This is a genomic window from Halomonas sp. KG2, from assembly GCA_030440445.1.
Lineage (GTDB): Bacteria > Pseudomonadota > Gammaproteobacteria > Pseudomonadales > Halomonadaceae > Vreelandella.
This window is the reverse complement of the sequence record CP098528.1, coordinates 798,136-819,369: the sequence shown is the minus strand read 5'-3', so window position 1 is coordinate 819,369 and position 21,234 is coordinate 798,136. Positions and strand designations below refer to the sequence as shown.

Sequence of the window (21,234 nt, the reverse complement as noted above, 5' to 3'; positions counted from 1 at the left end):
TACCCGGAGAAGGCTCATATAAGGGGAGTTACAAGCAAGACAACGCGTAGCGGATTTGCTCAAAATTAAAGCCGCGTGTGGCGAGAAAACGTTCGCGTTTAGCACGCTCTTTGGGAGTATCACCTGGCGAGGAAAAGCGCCGAGCCAAGGTATCGCGAGCTAGCTCAAACCAATCTACGGCCTCGCGCTCTTCTACTGTGGCAAAAGCCGTCGTTGACGTTTCTTGATCTACGCCCCGCTGGCGCAGTTCCCCCTTAATGCGAATAACCCCTTGCCCACGAAGAATCCGTGAACGTATAAAGCTTTCGGCAAAACGTTCATCGGACTGTAAATCCTGCTCTTCTAAGCTATTCAGACAGACATCAATTTCATCAGGCTGAAATGATTTTTGCTGCAACTTGCGCGCTAGCTCAGCACGAGAGTACTCGCGCCGAGACAGCATTTGAATCGCCACTTCACGCGGCGTTAACTCACTACTGGGGGGGAACATACTGTTCTCTCAACGGTTAGAAGAGTGCGTCAATTCGCTCACTGATCAATGGCCAATTGGCGTCCTTCTCGGATACAACTGTGGGCGGAATAGGCCATTCAATCGCGAGGCGCTCATCATTATAGCGCAAACCACTTTCAGCCTCGGGATGATAGGCAGCCGACACCAGATAACTGACCTCAACATCGTCGCTCAGCGTCTGAAAGGAGTGCGCAAAGCCTGGCGGCACATAAAGCTGGTACCGATTGGTCTCGGTCAGCTCGAACAGCTGATGGTGCAGGTAGGTTTCTGAGTCTTCACGAATATCCACAATAACGTCAATAATGCTCCCCCGGAGGCAGCGCACCAGCTTGGCTTCAGCATGCGGCTCTCGCTGGTAATGCAGCCCCCTCAGAGTACCTCTCTTGGCTGAGAACGAGGTATTCTGCTGTACAAAATCGCCCAGCAAACCATGGCGCTCAAACTCCGCGCGGCACATAGTCCGGGCAAAAAAGCCCCGCTCATCACCATGGGCCTCAAGCTCTATCAGCTTGGCATCCTTGAGTTTCGTTTGATGAAATAGCATGGCTTACTCCACAAAAGTAGCGGCGGTGCCAGATAGGGGTTCCAAGGCAAACATGGCTTCTTGTTCAGCATACAGACGATCGATCAAGCGCAATGGTGGAATAAGAACATCATCGAAGGTCAGTGCCGCGTCCTTTTCGACACGACCAACCACCTGGCACCCCAGCGCTAGACCGATAGGCAGTAGCCGTTCACGCCGTATCACCTCGATGTTTTCAGCCATGCCGTAGACTTCGAAGCCTCCGAGTTCTTCGATTTTATCGCCCTCATGCAAGGTTTTCTTGGCCATAGCGATCACACCCACCCTTGGGCCGCCTAAAGGAGATAAAACCGGATCACGGAACAACACTGCTCGCGCAACGGACGTGGGCACTTCAAAATGGCAAAGGTGATAAGGCGTTGAAAAGCAGTAATATGGCCCCTCGCCCATTTTATAAAGCTCGAGATAATGCCGTTGACGGGGATTATCGATGGTGCCCAATACGAACACACCCGGCCCCGGCCGTGCTCCAACAACGTAATCCACCAGCCCCGGCCCTGCCGGATCTAGGTAGGGTTCAAACGCCGCTATCGTCTCCTCGATAGGTACCAAGGGTCCACCAGGCACACCACCGGAAAAATCAGGACCGAGCATGCCGCGTTGAGCGACTCGCATGCCGGTACCATTGGCGACAATCGCCTGTTCAAACGAAATCTTGGTGCCATCGGCAAAAGACGCCACCATCGCCGCCTTCTGTCCCCAGCGTTTAGCAAAACTTTCCTGGGTAGCCGGATTGCGATAAGGGTCATGCAGCCCCTTGATGTTGCCACACAGCACAGGCTTAACACCCAGACCGGCGACGAAGCGATAGAGATTCATCTGTACGCCTGGCTGGTCGCCATCGGCAAAACTATAGATAACGCCTGCAGCATCAGCCTTCGCTTTTAAAATAGGGCCGATCGTACCGTCGAGCTCCGCGTTCATTTGAATGACGTCTTTACCACTTTCAAGTGCCGCCAGCACGACATGTGCGGCGAACTCCAACGAGCCGGTTACCTCGATGATCGCATCCAACCCTTCCGCGTGAGCCAGAGCCATGGCATTCTCAGTAACTGCCGCCCGCCCCGCAGCAATTGCCATCTCAAGTTCCTGCTGAGTGTCACAGGCGATTGGTTCAATATCGGCTTGTTGATAGACCTTGACCGCTGCATCAAGGTGACGATTGGCAATAGCGCAAAGACGCATTCCCGCTGTTGCCGTCATAATCTGCAGGCCGATCCCCCTCGCTTGGAACCCCGCTCCTATCATGCCTACTCGAATGGGATTGCCTTGTGCCTCTCGCTTGGCAAGTGCTGTATCAACAATGATCATCGGAGATTCACTCCTTCCAAAGCTTCCAAGGAGCACTTTCCGCCCAAGCGGCCTCCAGCACCATCTTGTCCCTCAGAGTATCCATGCTTTGCCAGTATCCGTTGTGATGGAAATATCCCAATCTGCCCATTTCAATCATTCGCTGCATGGGCTCGTTTTCCCATACGGTCTGGCTGTCGTTAATCGTCTCGAATACTTCCGGTTCACAGACGAAAAAGCCGCCGTTGATCAGGCCACCATCTATTTCTCCCTTTTCGCGAAAGCCTTCCACCTGATTGTTGCCTTCTTGCAAGCGCAGCGCACCATAGCGGCCCGGCTGCGTTACTGCCGTCAGGGTGCACCAATTTTTTGAGGCCAGATGAGAATCGATCAGCGCGGTAATATTCAGGTCGCTCAGCCCATCGCCATAGGTCAAGCAGAAAGGCTCATCCGCCAGTAAATGCATGGCCTTCTTAAGCCGCCCACCTGTCATGGCATCGGCGCCGGTATCCAGCACGGTGACTTTCCAGTCATCGTTCACGCTTTGAAGCCAGGCGACTTTGCCTGTCTTCAGGTCGATGGTGTAGTCGGTTCGATTACCGCGATAATTGAGGAAGTAGTCGCGAATATACTCAACCTTATAGCCACCCAGCACGACGAATTCCTTCAAGCCGTGATGGGCATACATTTTCATGATATGCCAAAGAATCGGTCGCCCTCCTACTTCCACCATAGGCTTTGGACGAATCGCCGTTTCTTCACTCAAACGCGTGCCAAACCCTCCCGCAAAAATTGCAACTTTCATGGCTTAGCCTCCATTTCAGGCATCGAAGTAACCGAGGAAGAGCCCGGCGAAGCAGTGGGAGTCACTCCATTACGAATTTGCCAACTCAGGTTCTCGGACAGGCGACCCTCGTCGATATGCGCTTGTAGCGCGTGCAGGCGCACATAGCGTGAGGTTCGGAATTGGGCATCAGTAAACTTCATGCCTTTTAGCCCATTAGCCACCCCTATTATCGAATCCCAAAGTGTCATTTTTGGCTGATGTTCTGGTGCTAACTTAGCGAACAGGCTGAAATCTACTTGGTAGGAGCGGCTGTCCGCCGGTGCTTGGGTATTGATACTCAGAGTGGTACCAGGAATTGCCTGGGCAACCGCCATCGCTAGATCCCGCACCTGATGATTGCGTTCGTTAGAGCCGGTATTGATATTGAGGATGCGCCCCCCATTTTCGGGCTTACGCTGTATCGCCCAACTAATGGCCCTTGCCATATCGGAGACATCGATCAAGGGTCGCCAGGGTGACCCATCGCTAAGCACGGTAATATGCTGCTGACTAAGCGCGCAGGCGACAAAATCGTTGAGCACTAGATCCAGGCGTAGACGTTCCGACATTCCACAGGCAGTCGCAAAGCGTAAACTAGTAATCACCATGTCCCCCTCAATGCCCGCCAAGGCTTCTTCTGCGGCAATTTTTGAACAGGCATAGGCGGTAACCGGAGCCACAGCATCTGCTTCACAACGCGGCGCACCGAGGGCAATACCATAAATACTGCAACTCGAGGCAAACACGAAGTTTTCCACTCCCGCTTGAGCCGCTGCTTTGGCCATGGCCACCGTAGCGTATTGATTGACGTCAGCCGTGACGGCAGCAAAACGATCTCCCATGGGGTCATTGGAGATAGCAGCCAGTTGCACCACGGCCGTGTAGCCTTCAAAAAAACCAGCAGGAATATCCCTAACGTCGCCCAAAAACTGTTGGGCGAGATAACGTTCGGGAAGGGAATCGGCTCCCGTGAGACAGTGCGCGAAATAGGCATTGTCGTAACCATGAAGAGTGGCAGATGGATATCGTGCGGCTAACTCTCTTACCAGTACGGAGCCGACGTACCCCATATTGCCCACGATTAATATTTTCAAAATATCACCCCATCATTTAGCGCCTGAGCGTCATTAAACCAAGTATTCTCACGACCCTGTCTTAAAGCTGCTTTTATTTTTTATCCTGTTTTTTTCCTTCAAGTCAGCTTGCTCTTGGCATAGCTGGTCTAACCGCCACGTGGAAGTTTGCATTTTTTCAATAGGTGTATCTGCAGCTTCAGACTCAGGGTAAAACCACAGACTTTCTAACATTCCGTGCAGAACTATCTTGGCCTTACGAACTTCACCTCTAAACAAAAGTATAAAAAAGAGCCGAGCAACTCGATAAACTTCTGAAATCATAAGATAGCGATAATGTGGAAAATGGCGATACTTACGAGCGATATAAATTTTATTTCTAATAAGGTGCCGATATAACCTAAAACGCGCCGGATTACTTTCATGAAGAATACTGATAGGACCATTTTCTTGGCGTAGATGTTGCACTTTACTCATACCAACAACATAACCGGGATTTTCTTGAGTGACTCTTAAGGTAAATTCACTATCTTCTCCCCAGATGAACATCGCGGTAATTGGCAAGCCATGTTGCGTCAAGGTAGTCCGCGGCAGCAGTATTGAAACGAAAGTAGCGCGGTGCACAGCCACTACACCCAGCTCAAGCAGCTCGTGCCAGTCTCGATAACCAATGGCATTTTTCAAAGGACTAATAATAGGAGTATTAGTAACCAGTCCAGTTTCAGTGAAGGCCTGGGAAAGAAGAAAAGCTGGCTTTTTTCCTTTATCTTTAAGCGCTTCATCGGCTAATAACAAAAAGTGAAGTGCGTCAGAACAAGGTATGACATCATCGTCCATTGTCCAAATAAAATCGGCACCCTCTTGATAGGCGAGACGCATACCTGCATTAAAACCCCCAGAGGCGCCAATATTATCCTTCAGCACATGTACCATAAGACCAGGGTAACTGCTTTCGGACAACATCTTTTGGGTACCATCAGTGCTTGCATTATCAATGACGATGACACGATCGCAAGAGCGGCACTGGGAATACACTGCATCGAGACATCGCTTCAGTAGTTCCTTTCGATTATAAGTAAGGATTACCGCGAATACTTTATGCATAGCACACTTTCCCCAAAGATGAGCTTTTTCTTTTCGCGATAAAGGTTAGCCTTTAAACTTAACCACCAGGCTCTCCATCATATGAAAAGTTATATTTCATTCTTTTATAATTATATAAGCAGCCCCTAACCTACAATCACCGAACGCTCCGTCATAGAAACGTAGTAGCAACGAAACGTAGTAGCAACGGCGACTGTAAGTTACAATCTGATACCCAATGACATTAAAAGTTACATTTAAAAAATAAGCGACATGTTTTTTTCTGTCAAGCGCATGGACGGATCAAAAATCTAGTTTGCAGTACCATTTTTCTCATACAGAAAAGCAAAAGGGGCACCTTTTTAGGTACCCCTTTTTTTCATGCTAAAAATACAGGCTAGGCTTATCGCCAAATTTAGCTTGCTACTGCAGACAGCAATCTCACCAGGCTGAAATGCTTTTTGCTGCAACTTGCATACTCGCTCAGCGCGAGAGCACTCGCGCCGAGACAGTATTTGAATCGCCACGTCACACGACGTTAACTCAACGGCTTAGAGAACGGCATCATAAAGAGGCTTACAGCAAATCATCATCGCTCTCAGCGGCAACATCTGCCTCAGGAGCTTCTTCTTTTTTTGCATCCGGCGGAGCAAGCAATTGCGCTCGGATTTGCGCTTCAATTTCTTCCATGGTTTCAGGGTGCTCTTCTAAATACTGAGCTGCATTGGCTTTGCCCTGACCAATCTTTTTGCCTTTGTAGCTGTACCACGCGCCCGCTTTGTCTACCAAGCTGCACTGCACGCCCAGGTCAATCACCTCGCCCGCATGGTAGATACCCTTACCGTAGAGAATTTGGAACTCTGCCTGACGGAATGGCGGCGCCACTTTATTTTTAACTACCTTCACACGGGTTTCGTTACCAGTGACTTCGTCACCCGATTTTACGGAGCCTGTACGTCGGATATCCAGACGCACGCTGGAGTAGAATTTAAGTGCGTTACCGCCGGTCGTGGTTTCGGGCGAACCAAACATCACACCGATTTTCATGCGGATCTGGTTGATAAACACCACTAAACAATTGGCGTTTTTGATATTACCGGTAATTTTACGCAATGCCTGAGACATTAAACGTGCTTGCAGACCAACGTGGGAGTCGCCCATTTCGCCTTCGATTTCAGCACGCGGCGTTAGTGCAGCCACGGAGTCGATCACGATCACATCTACACCGCCGGACCGTACCAACATGTCGGTAATTTCCAGCGCTTGCTCACCGGTATCAGGCTGGGAAACCAGCAAGTCGTCTAGATTAACCCCAAGCTTTTCTGCATAGCTGGGGTCCAGAGCGTGCTCTGCATCGACGAACGCACAGACTTTGCCCTGTTTTTGCGCCTGCGCAATGACTGACAGGGTCAGCGTCGTTTTACCGGATGACTCTGGGCCATAAATTTCACATACGCGCCCAAACGGCAACCCGCCGATACCAAGCGCGATATCAAGCCCCAGTGAACCGGTGGAGACAGACGGCATTATTACGCGCGGTGCATCGCCAAGGCGCATAACGGTCCCCTTACCAAACTGGCGATCAATCTGGCTAAGTGCAGCATTTAGCGCTTTGGTGCGGTTGTCATCCTGAGCCATGCAGAAATTCCTCATTACAAACTGTATAATTAGCCAGTAGTATGCCAAAGATTAGCGGCTAAACAAATCCTCAGCACCCTATTTTAATGTTTATTTCTTTTCACTGCCGTTGGCCTGGGCCGTCAAGCGCGCAACTAGGCCTGCCAATGCTTCACGTACGGCTTGTTCGCGTACCGCCTGTCGGTCGCCGTGAAAGTGGAAACACGCTGCCTGTTGGCTTTCTGCACTGCCCCAGGAAAGCCATACGGTACCAACAGGCTTCTCTTGACTGCCCCCATCAGGACCAGCCACTCCACTGACGGCGACCGCTAAGTCAGCCCCACTTGCTAAGCAAGCACCTTTAACCATTGCATTAACTACTTGCTCGCTGACCGCGCCATGGGCTTCGATAAGCGCCTCGGGCACATCCAACATACGCGTTTTAGCAGCATTGGAGTAGGTTACATAACCCGCTGTAAAATACGCAGAGCTACCTGCCACAGAAGTAATTGCGCTGGCGATACCGCCGCCTGTACAGGACTCTGCGGTAGAAACTTCAACCCCAAGCTGCTGACACAGCCTTCCCAAGCGTTGAGCGAGCAGTGATAGGTCAAGATTCTTCAGGCTTGAAACGCTAGGTGCCATGGTGACTCCTTCATGTGAGACCTCAGTTCAGCGTAGAATACCGTGTTTAACTTTCTCAAAGAAATTGCTCAAAGAAATTGCCCAAAGAAGTCGCTTAAAGTAACTGCCAAAGAACATGCCGCAAGCTGAGACTGCTTGCGCAACGCTCAACCAGGACGCCCATGTCACAGGCCAGCCCCGCTCATACGCCAATGATGGCGCAATATCTTAAGATCAAACGCGATCACCCTGAGGTACTTCTGTTTTACCGGATGGGGGATTTTTACGAGCTATTTTTCGATGATGCCAAGCGTGCCGCAATGCTGCTGGATATCACCCTTACCCAGCGCGGTCAGTCAGGCGGCAAACCTATTCCTATGGCAGGCGTGCCCTACCATAGCGCTGAAGGCTATTTAGCTCGCTTGGTGTCAGCCGGTGAATCCGTCGCTATCTGCGAGCAAATCGGCGACCCTGCCACAAGCAAAGGCCCCGTTGATCGACAAGTAGTGCGCATTGTCACCCCTGGCACGCTTCACGATGAAGCCTTACTGGATGCTCGCCGAGATAACGTGCTGGTCGCCGTTGCGCCCGGCAAAGACGGCTGGGGCCTTGCATGGCTGGAGCTTTCCAGTGGGCGCTTCAGTGTCTTGGAAGTAGAAAGTGAAGCCGAGATGCAGGCAGAGCTAACCCGCCTGTCGCCCGCCGAACTGTTAGTGCCCGAAAGCCTGACCCTGCCCGACGCATGGTCACAAAAGCGCAGCTTACGACGCCAAGGGGAGTGGCTGTTTGACTTAGACAGCGCCACGCGCAGCCTGTGCGATCAGTTTGAAGTCCAGGATTTACGCGGCTTTGGTTGTGCGCACTTAACCAGCGCACTCATCGCGGCGGGCGTACTGATCGATTACGCCCGAGATACCCAACGTTCACGACTGCCCCACGTAACGGCCATTAGCGTCGAAAACCGCGATGATGCCGTAGTGATTGACGCGGCCAGTCGGCGCAATCTGGAAATTGATATAAATCTCGGCGGTAACAGCGATAACACTCTGGCCAGCGTGTTAGACACCTGCACCACCGCGATGGGTTCGCGATTACTGAAGCGCTGGCTTAACCGCCCGCTGCGCCAGCGTAACGTCGTGGAAGGACGTCACGCGGGCGTGGCGTTGCTCTCTATTGAAGCCGCCTACCTACCGCTACGCGATACGTTGAGTGATGTAGGCGACGTCGAGCGCATCCTGGCCCGCGTCGCACTGTATAGCGCACGCCCCAGGGATTTGGCGCGCCTGCGCGACGCCCTGGTAACGCTACCCGCACTTGAGCAATTGCTAAGCGAAATTGATAGCGGTAGCGCTATCGATGGTCTTAAACCTCACATTCGCCCCTACCCAGAAATAGCCGATACCTTAACTCGCGCATTGGTTGAAAATCCGCCTGTGGTGATTCGCGATGGCGGCGTGATTGCGAATGACTTTGACGCCGAGCTAGATGAGCACCGCGGCATGGCTGAGAATGCCGGTGAGTACTTAGTGCAGTTGGAGCTGCGCGAGCGCGAACGTACTGGCCTGGCCAATTTGAAAGTCGGCTATAACCGGGTTCATGGCTACTTTATTGAACTGCCTCGCTCTCAGGCTCAGCAGGCACCTGCCGACTACATCCGTCGTCAAACGCTAAAAAATGCTGAACGCTTTATTATTCCAGAACTTAAAGAGTTTGAAGATAAAGCACTCTCGGCCAAGTCCAGGGCCCTCACGCGTGAGAAGTGGCTCTACGAGCGCCTGATGGGCGAGCTCAACGCGGCGCTTCACGCACTGCAAAACACCTCGCGGGCATTGGCTGAACTTGACGTGCTCTGCGCCTTTGCCGAGCGTGCAGAGGCACTCAATTGGGTAAGGCCCCAGCTACGAGATGCCACTGGCCTTAGAATTACCGCTGGACGGCACCCCGTTGTCGAACATGTCAGCGATACACCGTTTGTACCCAACGATGTCACGCTAACACCTGATCAGCACATGTTGATTATCACCGGCCCCAACATGGGCGGTAAATCAACCTATATGCGCCAGACCGCGCTCATCGCGTTGTTGGCTCATAGCGGCAGCTTCGTACCCGCCGATAGCGCTGAAATAGGCCCTGTAGATCGTATCTTTACCCGTATAGGCTCGTCAGATGATCTAGCGGGTGGTCGCTCTACATTTATGGTAGAAATGACCGAAACCGCTAATATCCTGCACAATGCTACCGAGCATAGCTTGGTATTAATGGACGAAATTGGCCGTGGCACCAGTACTTTTGACGGTCTTTCACTGGCCTGGGCAAGTGCTGAATACCTAGCAGAAGCAAAGGCACTCACCCTGTTTGCCACACACTATTTTGAAATGACCGCGCTGCCGGAACAGGCCGAGGGTGTGGCAAATATTCACCTAACAGCCACCGAGCACGGCGACAGCATCGTGTTTATGCACCGCATTGAAGCGGGCCCTGCGAGCCAGAGCTATGGCTTACAGGTAGCCCAGTTGGCAGGTGTTCCCAACCATGTGATACGCAGAGCCCGTGAAAAACTAATGGCCCTCGAGCAGCGCGATGTGGATGAATTGCAGCGCCCTAGCGGCGTTTCTGCAGCACCGCAACAAAACGACTTGTTCGCCAGCGCACCGCACCCGGTGGTGGAAGCGTTAGGCAAAGCCGATGTAGACGATTTAACACCCCGCGAAGCGCTAGCGCTGCTATATCAGTGGCGAGAGCTAGTGTAATGGTATGAAAGGAAAGCCATGAGCGCTTGCCGCCGCGTAAGGGCACCACTAGAATGTCGCCCATACTGTTTTATCTTATAAGAAACGGCCGATTTATAACCATTAACTATTGACCACGACCGGGAAGCTCCCGGTCCCGCAAGAGGGATAGCAAGATGACGTTTGTCGTTACCGAGAACTGCATCCAGTGCAAATACACCGACTGTGTTGAAGTCTGCCCGGTCGACTGCTTCTACGAAGGCCCCAACTTCCTGGTCATTCACCCAGACGAGTGTATTGACTGCGCCCTGTGTGAACCGGAGTGCCCCGCAGAAGCTATCTTCTCAGAAGATGAGCTACCGGATGGCCAAGAGCAGTTTATAGAAATTAATGCTGAATTAGCCGATGTATGGCCGAATATTGCCGAGAAAAAAGACCCGCTGCCCGATGCAGAAGAGTGGGACGGCAAAACAGGTAAGCTGGAAAAGCTCGAACGCTAATCTTAGAAGCCACGCATTTTCAGACCAGCGTTCGCGCTGGTTTTTTTGTGTGCCACGGGCTGGGCACACAAAAAAAGGCGGCCCGTAGGCCGCCCGCTCCAAGCACTTCCTCTGACCACTCCCTGTGTCAAACTCCTCAGATAACATCCTTGCCAGAACCCACATCACTGTGTCACCTAGCGTATCTGACCTGCATCCCGTTGCATCCTGCCTGAAGCATCCTTGCCTCCCCTGTCCTGAATGCATTGTGGCAGAAAGCCATCACAACTCAAGCAGACCAAAACGGCAACGGGCGAGCCACTGCGGCTCGCCCGTTATAAAAAACTCATAAAAATCAAAAGCATAAACTAAAACAAAAAAAGCAATTAAGCGATTAGCGCCGGCATTTGTAAGATATCTCTTACAAAATCTTGAGACATCTCTTACACGCCGACGCCCATTTGCGCTTACTGCCCTTTAATGGCTTTCAAGCCAGGGTAAGCCACATCGCCCAACTCCGCTTCGATGACGAGCAGGCGGTTATATTTCGCGACGCGGTCGGAACGACACAGAGAGCCCGTTTTAATTTGGCCGGCACAGGTGCCCACGGCCAAATCGGCAATCGTGGTATCTTCAGTTTCACCACTACGGTGTGAAATAACCGCGGTAAAACCAGCCTCCTGGGCCATTTTGATCGCATCCAGCGTTTCAGACAGCGAGCCAATCTGGTTGAATTTGATCAGAATCGAATTACCAATTTGCTCGTCGATACCACGCTTAAGAATCTTGGTATTGGTAACAAACAAATCGTCGCCAACCAGCTGTACTTTGTCGCCTAGCTTGTCAGTCAGTGCTTTCCAGCCTGCCCAGTCTGATTCATCCATACCATCTTCGATGGAAACGATCGGATAGTCCGCACAGAGGCCCGCCAGGTAATCGGCAAACCCTTCAGCATCGTAGCTTTTACCTTCACCGGAAAGGTTGTACTGGCCATCTTTGTAGAACTCGGAAGACGCGCAGTCTAGCGCCAAAGTAACGTCTGTACCCAGTGCGTAACCGGCATCAGCAACAGCTTGCTTAATGATCGCCAGGGCATCAGCGTTAGATGCCAAGTTAGGAGCAAAGCCGCCTTCGTCACCCACGGACGTAGAAAGACCTTTAGCAGACAGTACTTTTTTTAGCGCGTGGAAAATTTCCGCACCCATGCGTAGGCCTTCACGGAAGTTTGCCGCGCCTACTGGCTGTACCATGAATTCCTGGATATCAACGTTATTATCGGCGTGCTCACCACCGTTAAGAATGTTCATCATCGGTACCGGCATGCTGTACTGCCCCGGCTGGCCATAAAGCTCAGCAATGTGCGCATATAGCGGCACACCTTTAGCGTTGGCAGCGGCTTTAGCGGCAGCCAGCGACACCGCCAGAATGGCATTCGCGCCCAGATTCGCCTTATTTTCAGTGCCATCCAGGGCTAACATTGCGTCGTCCAGCCCACGCTGATCACGCGCATCCATTCCTAACAACGCAGCACTGATTTTGCCATTCACGGCCTCAACGGCTTTTAAAACGCCTTTGCCAAGGTAGCGTGTCTTGTCGCCATCGCGCAGCTCGAGCGCTTCGCGGGAGCCTGTAGAAGCACCGCTGGGCGCACATGCTTCACCTACGGCGCCACTTTCCAGGCGAACCATGGCCTGAACGGTCGGGTTGCCGCGGGAATCGAGCACTTCTAGTGCGCTGATTTCAACAATTTTGGTCATAACAGTGTCCTTTGGTTGTCAGTCTAATGGATGATTGTGGGTCCAATGTATACCATATTTGCCGTCGCGGTTAACGGATGGTCAAAGGCGTAAACCCCTTCACCAAGGCATCTAGCTGCGAAAGCTGAGTCAAAAATGGCTCTAATTGATCTAATGGCAGTGCGCAGGGTCCATCGCACTTAGCATTATCTGGGTCAGGGTGAGCTTCTAGGAAGATCCCCGCCAAACCAACGGCCACACCCGCACGAGCCAACTCTGCCACTTGGGCACGACGGCCATCGGCACTGTCCGCACGGCCACCTGGGCGCTGTAAGGCATGGGTGACATCGAAAAACACCGGGTAACCGGTCTGTTTCATATCGCCAACGCCCAGCATATCCACCACCAGGTTGTTGTAGCCGAAGCTGGTACCACGCTCGCATAGCATCAAACGGTCGTTACCGGCTTCCTGAAACTTAGTGAGGATATGGCGCATTTCGTGAGGTGCTAGAAACTGCGGTTTTTTGATATTAATCGCCGCGCCGGTGTTAGCCATCGCCACCACTAGATCGGTCTGGCGGGCAAGAAACGCTGGCAACTGAATTATGTCAGCGACTTCTGCCGCAGGCTCTGCCTGCCAAGGCTCATGAACGTCGGTAATGATGGGCACACCATAGCGCGCTTTAATATCCGCTAGGATCTGCAAACCTTTTTCTAGCCCAGGCCCACGATAAGAGTGGATAGAACTACGGTTCGCTTTATCAAAGCTTGCCTTAAAGACATAAGGCATCCCGAGCTTTTGCGTCACATTAACGTAAGCCTGCGCCACTTCATCAGCAAGCGACGCTGACTCCAGCACATTCATGCCGCCCAATAACATTAGCGGCAAAGAATTGCCGGCGGTTAGGCCGGCAACGTTAATATGACGCTCTGGAAAGGATGATTGAGAAGTCGAAGCCATGTTATTCGCTCTCCCTCTTATTCCTGAGTCGTTGTATGAGCGCGCGTACGTGCCGTTTTGTGCTCTAAGGCAGCATTAACAAACCCAGAGAACAGCGGGTGTCCGTCACGTGGTGTCGAGGTAAATTCCGGATGGAATTGACACGCCACGTACCAAGGGTGGTCAGCCAGCTCGACGACTTCTACCAAGGACTGATCGACGCTCTTGCCAGAAATGACTAGGCCTGCCTGTTCTAACTCATCAACAAACTGGTTATTGACTTCAAAGCGGTGGCGATGACGCTCGACAATCTCATCAGCACCGTAGGCTTCGCGAGCTTTGCTTCCGGATTTCAAGTGACAGACCTGACCGCCTAGACGCATGGTGCCACCTAAGTCAGATGCAGCGTCACGCAGCTCGATCTTACCTTCAGCGTTAATCCACTCGGTAATCAGGCCGACCACGGGGTGCTTGGTGTCGTGGGTAAACTCGGTAGAGTTAGCATCTTCCCAGCCAGCCACATTGCGGGCAAATTCGATGACCGCTACCTGCATGCCCAAACAAATACCCAGGTAGGGAATGTTGTTTTCACGCGCGAACTGAGCGGTAAGAATTTTGCCTTCCACACCGCGCTCGCCAAAGCCGCCAGGTACCAGGATGGCATCTTTGCCAGCTAACCGCTCGGTACCGTGACGCTCGATATCTTCGGAGTCGATATAGTCGACATTGACCTTAATACGCCCTTGAATGCCTGCGTGAATAAGCGCTTCGTTGAGCGACTTATAGGCGTCCAGCAGCTCCATGTATTTACCGACCATGGCAATGCTTACCGACTTCAGCGGATTCAACTTGGAATCCAGCACCTTGACCCATTCGGAAAGGTCGGCAGGCTCTGCTTCCAGACGCAGCTTATCGCAAACAATGTCGTCCAGACCGTGCTCGTGTAGCATCAACGGAATACGATAAATAGTATCGGCATCCTGTAACGGTACAACGGCACGCTCTTCCACGTTAGTGAACAGGGCGATTTTACGGCGCTCGCTCTCTTCGAGCTCTACTTCGCTACGGCAAATCAAAATATCCGGCTGGATACCAATCGAGCGTAGCTCTTTGACGCTGTGCTGAGTCGGCTTGGTCTTGGTCTCGCCTGCCGTCTTGATATACGGCACCAGCGTAAGGTGCATGTAAATCGCCCGACTAGCGCCAAGCTCACTACGAATCTGACGAATAGACTCTAAGAACGGCAGTGATTCGATATCACCCACCGTGCCACCGATTTCTACCAGCGCCACATCAAAGCCTTCACCGCCAGCATAGACGCGCTGCTTGATTTCATCGGTAATATGAGGGATGACCTGAACGGTACCGCCCAAGTAATCACCACGGCGCTCTTTGCGTAGTACATTCTCGTACACGCGCCCCGTCGTGAAGTTATTCCCTTGGGTCATTTTGGTGCGAATAAAACGCTCATAGTGCCCTAAGTCCAAGTCCGTCTCGGCGCCATCTTCGGTGACGAACACCTCGCCGTGCTGGAAAGGACTCATGGTGCCCGGGTCCACGTTGATGTAGGGGTCGAGCTTGAGCATGGTGACCTTAAGGCCGCGGGCCTCTAGAATCGCCGCCAGCGAGGCCGACGCGATGCCCTTGCCAAGAGAGGACACAACGCCGCCGGTCACGAAGATATATCGTGTCATGGAAAACCTGTCGAAACGTGATCAAAAGGCGTAACAGAAAGCCACACCAGGATGGGATGACAGAATAGCAGAGTACGCCTAAAGGCTCAATTTGAACTGCAGATGGCAGAGGGGCGAAGACGCCCCTCACTATCAAAACTAAACGCCTAGGTAATCCAAAATCCCCTCAGCAGCCTGGCGGCCTTCGTAAATCGCGGTGACCACCAGGTCAGAGCCGCGCACCATATCGCCACCGGCAAAAATTTTCGCATTGCTGGTTTGGTAGGCGTACTGGCCATGCTCTGGCGCTTTTACGCGATCACGCTCATCGACCTGGATGTTGGCGCTATCGAACCACGGCGCCGGGCTTGCCTGGAAGCCGAAAGCTACTACGACTGCGTCGGCGGCAATAATTTCTTCAGACCCAGGCACGACTTCAGGACGTCGACGGCCATTTTCATCGGGCTCACCCAAACGGGTACGCACGACCTTCACCCCTTCGACCCGCTCTTCACCTACCACCGCAACCGGCTGGCGGTTGAACAGAAACTCAACGCCCTCTTCTCGCGCATTAGCCACTTCACGGCGGGAACCGGGCATGTTTTCTTCATCACGGCGATAAGCGCAGATCACGCTGTCGGCGTGCTGGCGAATCGAGGTCCGATTACAATCCATTGCCGTATCACCACCACCAAGCACCACCACACGCTTACCTTCCATCGAGATAAAATCGTTAGGATCTTTTTCAAAGCCTAAGCGACGATTAACGTTGGCGATCAGGAAATCGAGCGCTTTATACACGCCAGGTAAATCTTCGCCGGGGAAGCCACCTTCCATGTACTTGTAAGTGCCCATCCCCAGGAAAACAGCATCGTACTCCTGCAGCAGCGTATCGAATTCGATGTCGGTACCAATTTCGGTATTCAGACGAAACTCGACGCCCATCTCTTCAAAGACGGCGCGGCGACGCTCCATCACGTTCTTTTCCAGTTTAAATTCTGGAATACCGAAGGTAAGCAGACCGCCAATCTCGGGATACTTATCAAATACGACGGGTTTGACGCCATTACGTGCCAAAATATCAGCGCAACCAAGACCCGCAGGCCCGGCACCGACGATGGCGACCTTCTTATTGGTCCACTCCACCTTAGACATATCCGGACGCCAGCCCATCGCAAACGCGGTGTCGGTAATGTACTTCTCTACCGACCCAATGGTCACCGCACCAAAGCCATCGTTCAGCGTACAGTCGCCCTCACACAAACGATCTTGCGGGCACACGCGGCCACACACTTCCGGCAGCGAGTTGGTTTTGTGTGAAAGCTCGGCTGCTTCAATAATATTGCCTTCCACCACTAGCTGAAGCCAGTTGGGAATGTAGTTATGTACCGGGCACTTCCACTCGCAGTACGGATTGCCGCAGTGCAGGCAACGGTGCGCCTGACTCGCCGCATCGGTGGGCTTAAAGGGTTCGTAAATTTCAGCGAACTCTTTGGAACGTGTATGTGCGGCTTTTTTCTGCGGGTCTTGACGACCCACATCAACAAACTGGAAATCGTTATTTAAACGGTTAGCCATGATTTCTCTCCTCGAAGCGTAGGCTCTGGCGGGTTATTCCGGCTGACGCCGAGATTGATTCAGCAAACTACCCAAACTTGCCGCTTTTGGCTTCACTAGCCAGAAGTGGCGCGCGTAGTCGCCGAAGTCTTCCAGAATCGCCGCGCCTCGAGCAGAGCCTGTCGCTGCAACATAGGCTTCAATCATTTCACGCAAATGACGACGATACGCTTCCATCGCTTCGGTATTGACCCGGTGGATTTCGACCAGCTCGTGGTTGTACTTGTCCACAAAGGTACGGTCTTCATCCAAGACGTAAGCAAAACCACCGGTCATACCCGCGCCAAAGTTAACGCCCGTTTCACCCAATACGCAGACCAAGCCCCCAGTCATGTATTCACAACAGTGGTCGCCTGCACCTTCAATAACAGCAGTCGCCCCAGAGTTACGCACGGCAAAGCGCTCACCCGCGGTACCTGCGGCAAACAGCGTGCCGCCTGTCGCACCATACAGGCAGGTGTTACCAATAATGGCGGTTTTGTGGCTTTCAAACTGGCTAACCTTGGGCGGCACAATCACAATGCTGCCGCCGTTCATGCCTTTGCCCACGTAGTCGTTGGCATCGCCTTCGAGATAGAGGTTTAAGCCACGGGCGTTCCACACCCCGAAGCTTTGACCAGCCACCCCGGTAAAGCGCGCAGTGACCGGGGCTGATTCCAAGCCATCTTCACCGTAGCGTTTGGCAATCGCGCCTGAGCTCAATGCACCTACGCTGCGGTCACAGTTAGTGATGGTGAAATCAAACTCTCCGCCAGACTGACTTTCAATGGCCTCTTTTAGTGCTGCCAGCACTTCCTGGTTCTTAGCGCCTGGATCGTGGGGCACATTACGACTCACCTTACAGAACTGCGGTGCATCTGCAGGCACAAAATCATTCGAAAGCAGCGGGGTTAGATCCAATTTACGCTGAGCGGCCGTATTGCCTTCCAACACCTCAAGCAGATCGGTGCGGCCAATCAGGTCCGTCAACTGACGCACCCCTAGCATCGCCATCAGTTCACGCACTTCTTCAGCAATAAAGCGGAAGTAGTTTTTGACCATATCGACAGTGCCGCGGAAGTGCTCGCCACGCAGGAAGTCATCTTGTGTCGCTACGCCGGTGGCGCAGTTATTCAAGTGACAAATACGCAGGTACTTACAGCCCAGCGCCACCATCGGCGCAGTACCAAAGCCAAAGCTTTCAGCCCCCAGAATCGCCGCCTTAACGACATCCAGACCCGTTTTGAGACCACCATCGGTCTGCAGGCGAATCTTGTCGCGCAGGCCGTTAATACGCAGCGCTTGGTGCACTTCGGGTAACCCAAGCTCCCAAGGAGAGCCCGCGTGTTTGATAGAGGTCAATGGGCTTGCCGCGGTACCACCGTCGTAACCAGAAACAGTGATCAGATCCGCGTAGGCCTTCGCCACACCGGTGGCAATAGTGCCAATACCTGGCTCAGAGACCAGCTTCACGGAAACCTGGGCATCTGGATTGACTTGCTTGAGGTCGAAAATCAGCTGCGCCAAGTCTTCAATCGAGTAGATATCGTGGTGTGGCGGCGGTGAAATCAGCGTCACACCAGGCACCGCGTAGCGTAACCGAGCAATCAACTGGTTCACTTTGCCGCCCGGCAGTTGACCACCTTCACCGGGTTTAGCCCCCTGGGCAACTTTGATCTGCAGTACTTCCGCATTGACCAAATAGGCCGGGGTAACGCCAAAGCGGCCAGAAGCAATCTGCTTGATTTTCGAACTACGGATGGTGCCGTAGCGAGCTGGGTCTTCACCACCCTCGCCTGAGTTGGAGCGCCCGCCCGCCTCGTTCATCGCTTGGGCCAACGCCTCATGGGCTTCCGGAGAAAGCGCACCTAGCGACATACCGGCGCTATCAAAGCGCGGAATCAGCGCCTCAATCGGCTCAACATCCTCTAATGGAATGGGCGCTGCAGCAGGCTTTAGCTTAAGCAAGTCACGAATCGTGGCAACCGGACGCTCGTTGACCAGCAGAGCAAACTTTTTCCACTTTGCGTAGCTGCCTTCTTGCACCGCCGCCTGAAGCGACTTCACGACATCGGGGTTGTAGGCGTGATATTCGTAGCCATGAACATACTTCAGCATACCGCCTTGAGAAATGCCTTTGCGGGCAATCCAGGCATCCTTCGCCAGCAGCTCTTGCTGCATTTGCAGCTCAGCAAAGCCAGCGCCCTGAATGCGGGATGCCATGCCGACAAAGCAGGTATCCATGATCTCATCGGACAGCCCCACCGCTTCGAACAGCATAGAGCCGCGGTATGAAGCTAACGTTGAAATACCCATTTTCGAAAGAATTTTGAACAACCCTTTCTGCAGGCCTTTGCGGTAATTCTCACGAGCATCGGCAGGGTTGCCTGTTAGCTCACCGGTGCGATGCATATCGGCCATGACCTGATAAGCGAGCCATGGGTACACAGCCGTTGCGCCCACGCCAAACAGCACGGCCATTTGGTGGGCATCCCTTGCAAAGCCGGTTTCCACCACAATGTTGGCGTTCGGCCGCAGCGCCAAACGACCAAGATGAGAGTGAACGGCTCCCACCGCCAAAGCCGCCTGGATGGGCAACTGTCCTTTGGGAAGGTCAGCATCGGTCAACACCAGAATCACCTTACCCGCTCTTACCTGCGCCTCAGCTTCCTGGCAAAGCAAGGTGACTGCCCGCTGCAGACTGGTGTGCTCCGGGTCGTACCCGAGTGACAGCGTGTGGCTAGCAAAGGCAGGATCATCCTGGCTGACCAGCGCAGTAAATTTACGCGGTGACAGCACGGGTGTTGTCAGAATCAAGCGGTGGGCATGCTCAGGCGTTGCCTTAAAGACGTTTAGCTCCGCACCACAGCAGGTCTCCAGTGACATAACAATCGCTTCACGCAGGGGGTCGATCGGCGGATTGGTCACCTGGGCAAACTTTTGACGGAAGAAATCAGTTAGCAGACGCGGACGGCTAGACAACACCGCCATGGGGGTATCATCACCCATCGAGCCAACCGCTTCCTGGCCACTTTCTGCCAGCGGGCGCAGCACCTGATCACGCTCTTCAAAGCTCACCTGGAACATTTTCTGCTGAACATTTAGCGCGTCAGTGTCCATTGTCTGGAAACGCGCAAGCTCAGTCAGCGCTGACTCTAGGTAATTGGCTTCCTGCTTGAGCCAGCGCTTGTAAGGGTAAGCTGACTTCAGGCGGTTATCGATATCCTGAGTGTGCAGCACTTCGCCGGTCTGAGTGTCTACCGCCAGCATCTGGCCTGGGCCAACGCGCCCCTTAGCGACGACGTCCTCAGGACGATAATCATAAGTGCCAATCTCAGACGCTAGCGTAATGTAGCCATTCTTGGTAATCACCCAGCGTGCGGGACGAAGGCCGTTGCGATCCAGCATACAAACAGCTTGGCGACCGTCGGTCATTACTACACCGGCCGGGCCATCCCAAGGCTCCATGTGCATGGAGTTGTATTCATAGAACGCACGTAACTCGGCGTCCATGGTCTCAACGTTTTGCCAAGCAGGCGGCACCATCATGCGCACCGCACGATGCAGCTCCATACCGCCAGTTAGCAGCACTTCCAGCATGTTATCCATGCTTGAGGAGTCTGACCCAGTGGTATTAACAATTTCCTCAAGCTCAGCAATATCGGGCAAGCGCTCGTTAACAAAATTGGCTTTACGGGAGTTCGCCCAGCCACGGTTGGCTTCAATCGTATTGATCTCGCCATTATGAGCCAGCAGGCGGAATGGCTGGGCCAGCGGCCAGCGCGGTGCAGTGTTAGTAGAGAAACGCTGGTGGAACACGCAAATGGCGGTTTCCAGACTTGGATCATTCAGGTCTTTGTAGAATGCCGGCAAATCTTCCGGCATGACCAAGCCTTTATAGGAAACAACTTCTGATGAGAGCGAAGCTACATAAAAGTCTTCATCGCTACGTAGCGCTTGCTCTGCATAACGGCGCGCCATAAACAGATCGACATCGAAGCGATCACTGCCTAAATCTCCACGACTAGCTGGCTGAACAAACAGCTGCTCAATTCGCGGCAGACAGTCCAGTGCCATCGGACCACATACGCTAGAGTCAGTGGGCACTTCGCGCCAGCCCAATACCTCTAAACCACGGCTGCTTAGTTCACGCTCAAGGGTTTCTTTAGCATGAGCGGCACGCGCATCGTCATCTGGCAAAAAGATGACACCTACAGCAAAGCGCTCGCCAAGCTCCGCATCAAGCGCTTGCTTCGCGGCAGCGCGCATGAATTGCACCGGCATTTTCAGCAACAAGCCGCAACCGTCACCGGTTTTGCCGTCTGCCGCAATACCGCCGCGATGGGTCATGCAGGTAAGTGATTCAATAGCAGTTTTCAGCAAGTCGTGGCTGGCCTGCCCTTCCATATGGGCAATAAGGCCAAAGCCACAGTTATCGCGAAACTCGCCAGGCTGGTGAAGACCTCTATTCATG

At 53.0% G+C, this 21,234-nt stretch carries 15 protein-coding genes; 2 read left to right on the top strand and 13 right to left on the bottom strand.

Features of this window, described 5'->3' with window-relative positions; all coding sequences use genetic code 11:
• Positions 1–28: 28 nt before the first annotated feature.
• The 8 genes from NDQ72_03890 to NDQ72_03855 all read right to left on the bottom strand — a co-directional run bounded on the left by NDQ72_03890 (position 29) and on the right by NDQ72_03855 (position 7,628).
• Positions 29–490 carry a recombination regulator RecX gene (locus tag NDQ72_03890; protein ID WKD29100.1) on the bottom strand — a complete coding sequence of 154 codons (462 nt, stop codon included), beginning with the start codon at positions 488–490 and terminating at the stop codon, positions 29–31.
• A 16-nt stretch (positions 491–506) separates the two neighbouring features.
• Positions 507–1,055: a dTDP-4-dehydrorhamnose 3,5-epimerase gene (gene rfbC / locus NDQ72_03885; protein ID WKD29099.1), complete on the bottom strand. Its 549-nt coding sequence runs from the start codon at positions 1,053–1,055 to the stop codon at positions 507–509.
• A gap of 3 nt (positions 1,056–1,058) precedes the next feature.
• A complete protein-coding gene (locus NDQ72_03880; GenBank protein ID WKD29098.1) occupies positions 1,059–2,405 on the bottom strand; it encodes an NAD(P)-dependent oxidoreductase in 1,347 nt (448 codons plus the stop codon).
• A 7-nt stretch (positions 2,406–2,412) separates the two neighbouring features.
• Entirely contained in the window at positions 2,413–3,189 is a 777-nt protein-coding gene (gene rfbF, locus NDQ72_03875; protein ID WKD29097.1) for a glucose-1-phosphate cytidylyltransferase, read from the bottom strand.
• Positions 3,186–4,304 carry an SDR family oxidoreductase gene (locus NDQ72_03870; protein ID WKD29096.1) on the bottom strand — a complete coding sequence of 373 codons (1,119 nt, stop codon included), beginning with the start codon at positions 4,302–4,304 and terminating at the stop codon, positions 3,186–3,188. Before NDQ72_03870 ends, rfbF begins: the two co-directional genes overlap by 4 nt.
• A gap of 48 nt (positions 4,305–4,352) precedes the next feature.
• A complete protein-coding gene (locus NDQ72_03865) occupies positions 4,353–5,387 on the bottom strand; it encodes a glycosyltransferase family 2 protein (protein ID WKD29095.1) in 1,035 nt (344 codons plus the stop codon).
• 555 nt (positions 5,388–5,942) lie between these two features.
• Positions 5,943–7,004, bottom strand: coding sequence for a recombinase RecA (recA, locus tag NDQ72_03860; GenBank protein WKD29094.1), 1,062 nt, complete (start codon positions 7,002–7,004; stop codon positions 5,943–5,945).
• Positions 7,005–7,094: 90 nt separating this feature from the next.
• Entirely contained in the window at positions 7,095–7,628 is a 534-nt protein-coding gene (locus NDQ72_03855; protein WKD29093.1) for a CinA family protein, read from the bottom strand.
• 161 nt (positions 7,629–7,789) lie between these two features.
• On the opposite strand from NDQ72_03855, the gene mutS reads away from it, so the two are divergent.
• The gene (mutS, locus tag NDQ72_03850; protein WKD29092.1) at positions 7,790–10,357 is read left to right on the top strand and encodes a DNA mismatch repair protein MutS; all 2,568 of its coding nucleotides are present in this window, start codon (positions 7,790–7,792) and stop codon (positions 10,355–10,357) included.
• 155 nt (positions 10,358–10,512) lie between these two features.
• Positions 10,513–10,836: a ferredoxin family protein gene (locus NDQ72_03845; GenBank protein WKD29091.1), complete on the top strand. Its 324-nt coding sequence runs from the start codon at positions 10,513–10,515 to the stop codon at positions 10,834–10,836.
• A gap of 446 nt (positions 10,837–11,282) precedes the next feature.
• On the opposite strand, the gene eno is transcribed toward NDQ72_03845, so the two are convergent.
• The 5 genes from eno to gltB all read right to left on the bottom strand — a co-directional run bounded on the left by eno (position 11,283) and on the right by gltB (position 21,233).
• On the bottom strand, positions 11,283–12,572 hold the full coding sequence (gene eno / locus NDQ72_03840; GenBank protein ID WKD29090.1) for a phosphopyruvate hydratase: 1,290 nt from the start codon (positions 12,570–12,572) through the stop codon (positions 11,283–11,285).
• Between the two features lie 70 nt (positions 12,573–12,642).
• Complete coding sequence (gene kdsA / locus NDQ72_03835; GenBank protein ID WKD29089.1) at positions 12,643–13,512, bottom strand: 3-deoxy-8-phosphooctulonate synthase; 870 nt, start codon at positions 13,510–13,512, stop codon at positions 12,643–12,645.
• 17 nt (positions 13,513–13,529) lie between these two features.
• On the bottom strand, positions 13,530–15,185 hold the full coding sequence (locus NDQ72_03830; GenBank protein WKD29088.1) for a CTP synthase: 1,656 nt from the start codon (positions 15,183–15,185) through the stop codon (positions 13,530–13,532).
• Positions 15,186–15,323: 138 nt separating this feature from the next.
• Positions 15,324–16,742, bottom strand: coding sequence for an FAD-dependent oxidoreductase (locus NDQ72_03825; protein WKD29087.1), 1,419 nt, complete (start codon positions 16,740–16,742; stop codon positions 15,324–15,326).
• Between the two features lie 33 nt (positions 16,743–16,775).
• Positions 16,776–21,233, bottom strand: a complete 4,458-nt coding sequence (gene gltB, locus NDQ72_03820; GenBank protein ID WKD29086.1) for a glutamate synthase large subunit — start codon at positions 21,231–21,233, stop codon at positions 16,776–16,778.
• Position 21,234: the final 1 nt, after the last annotated feature.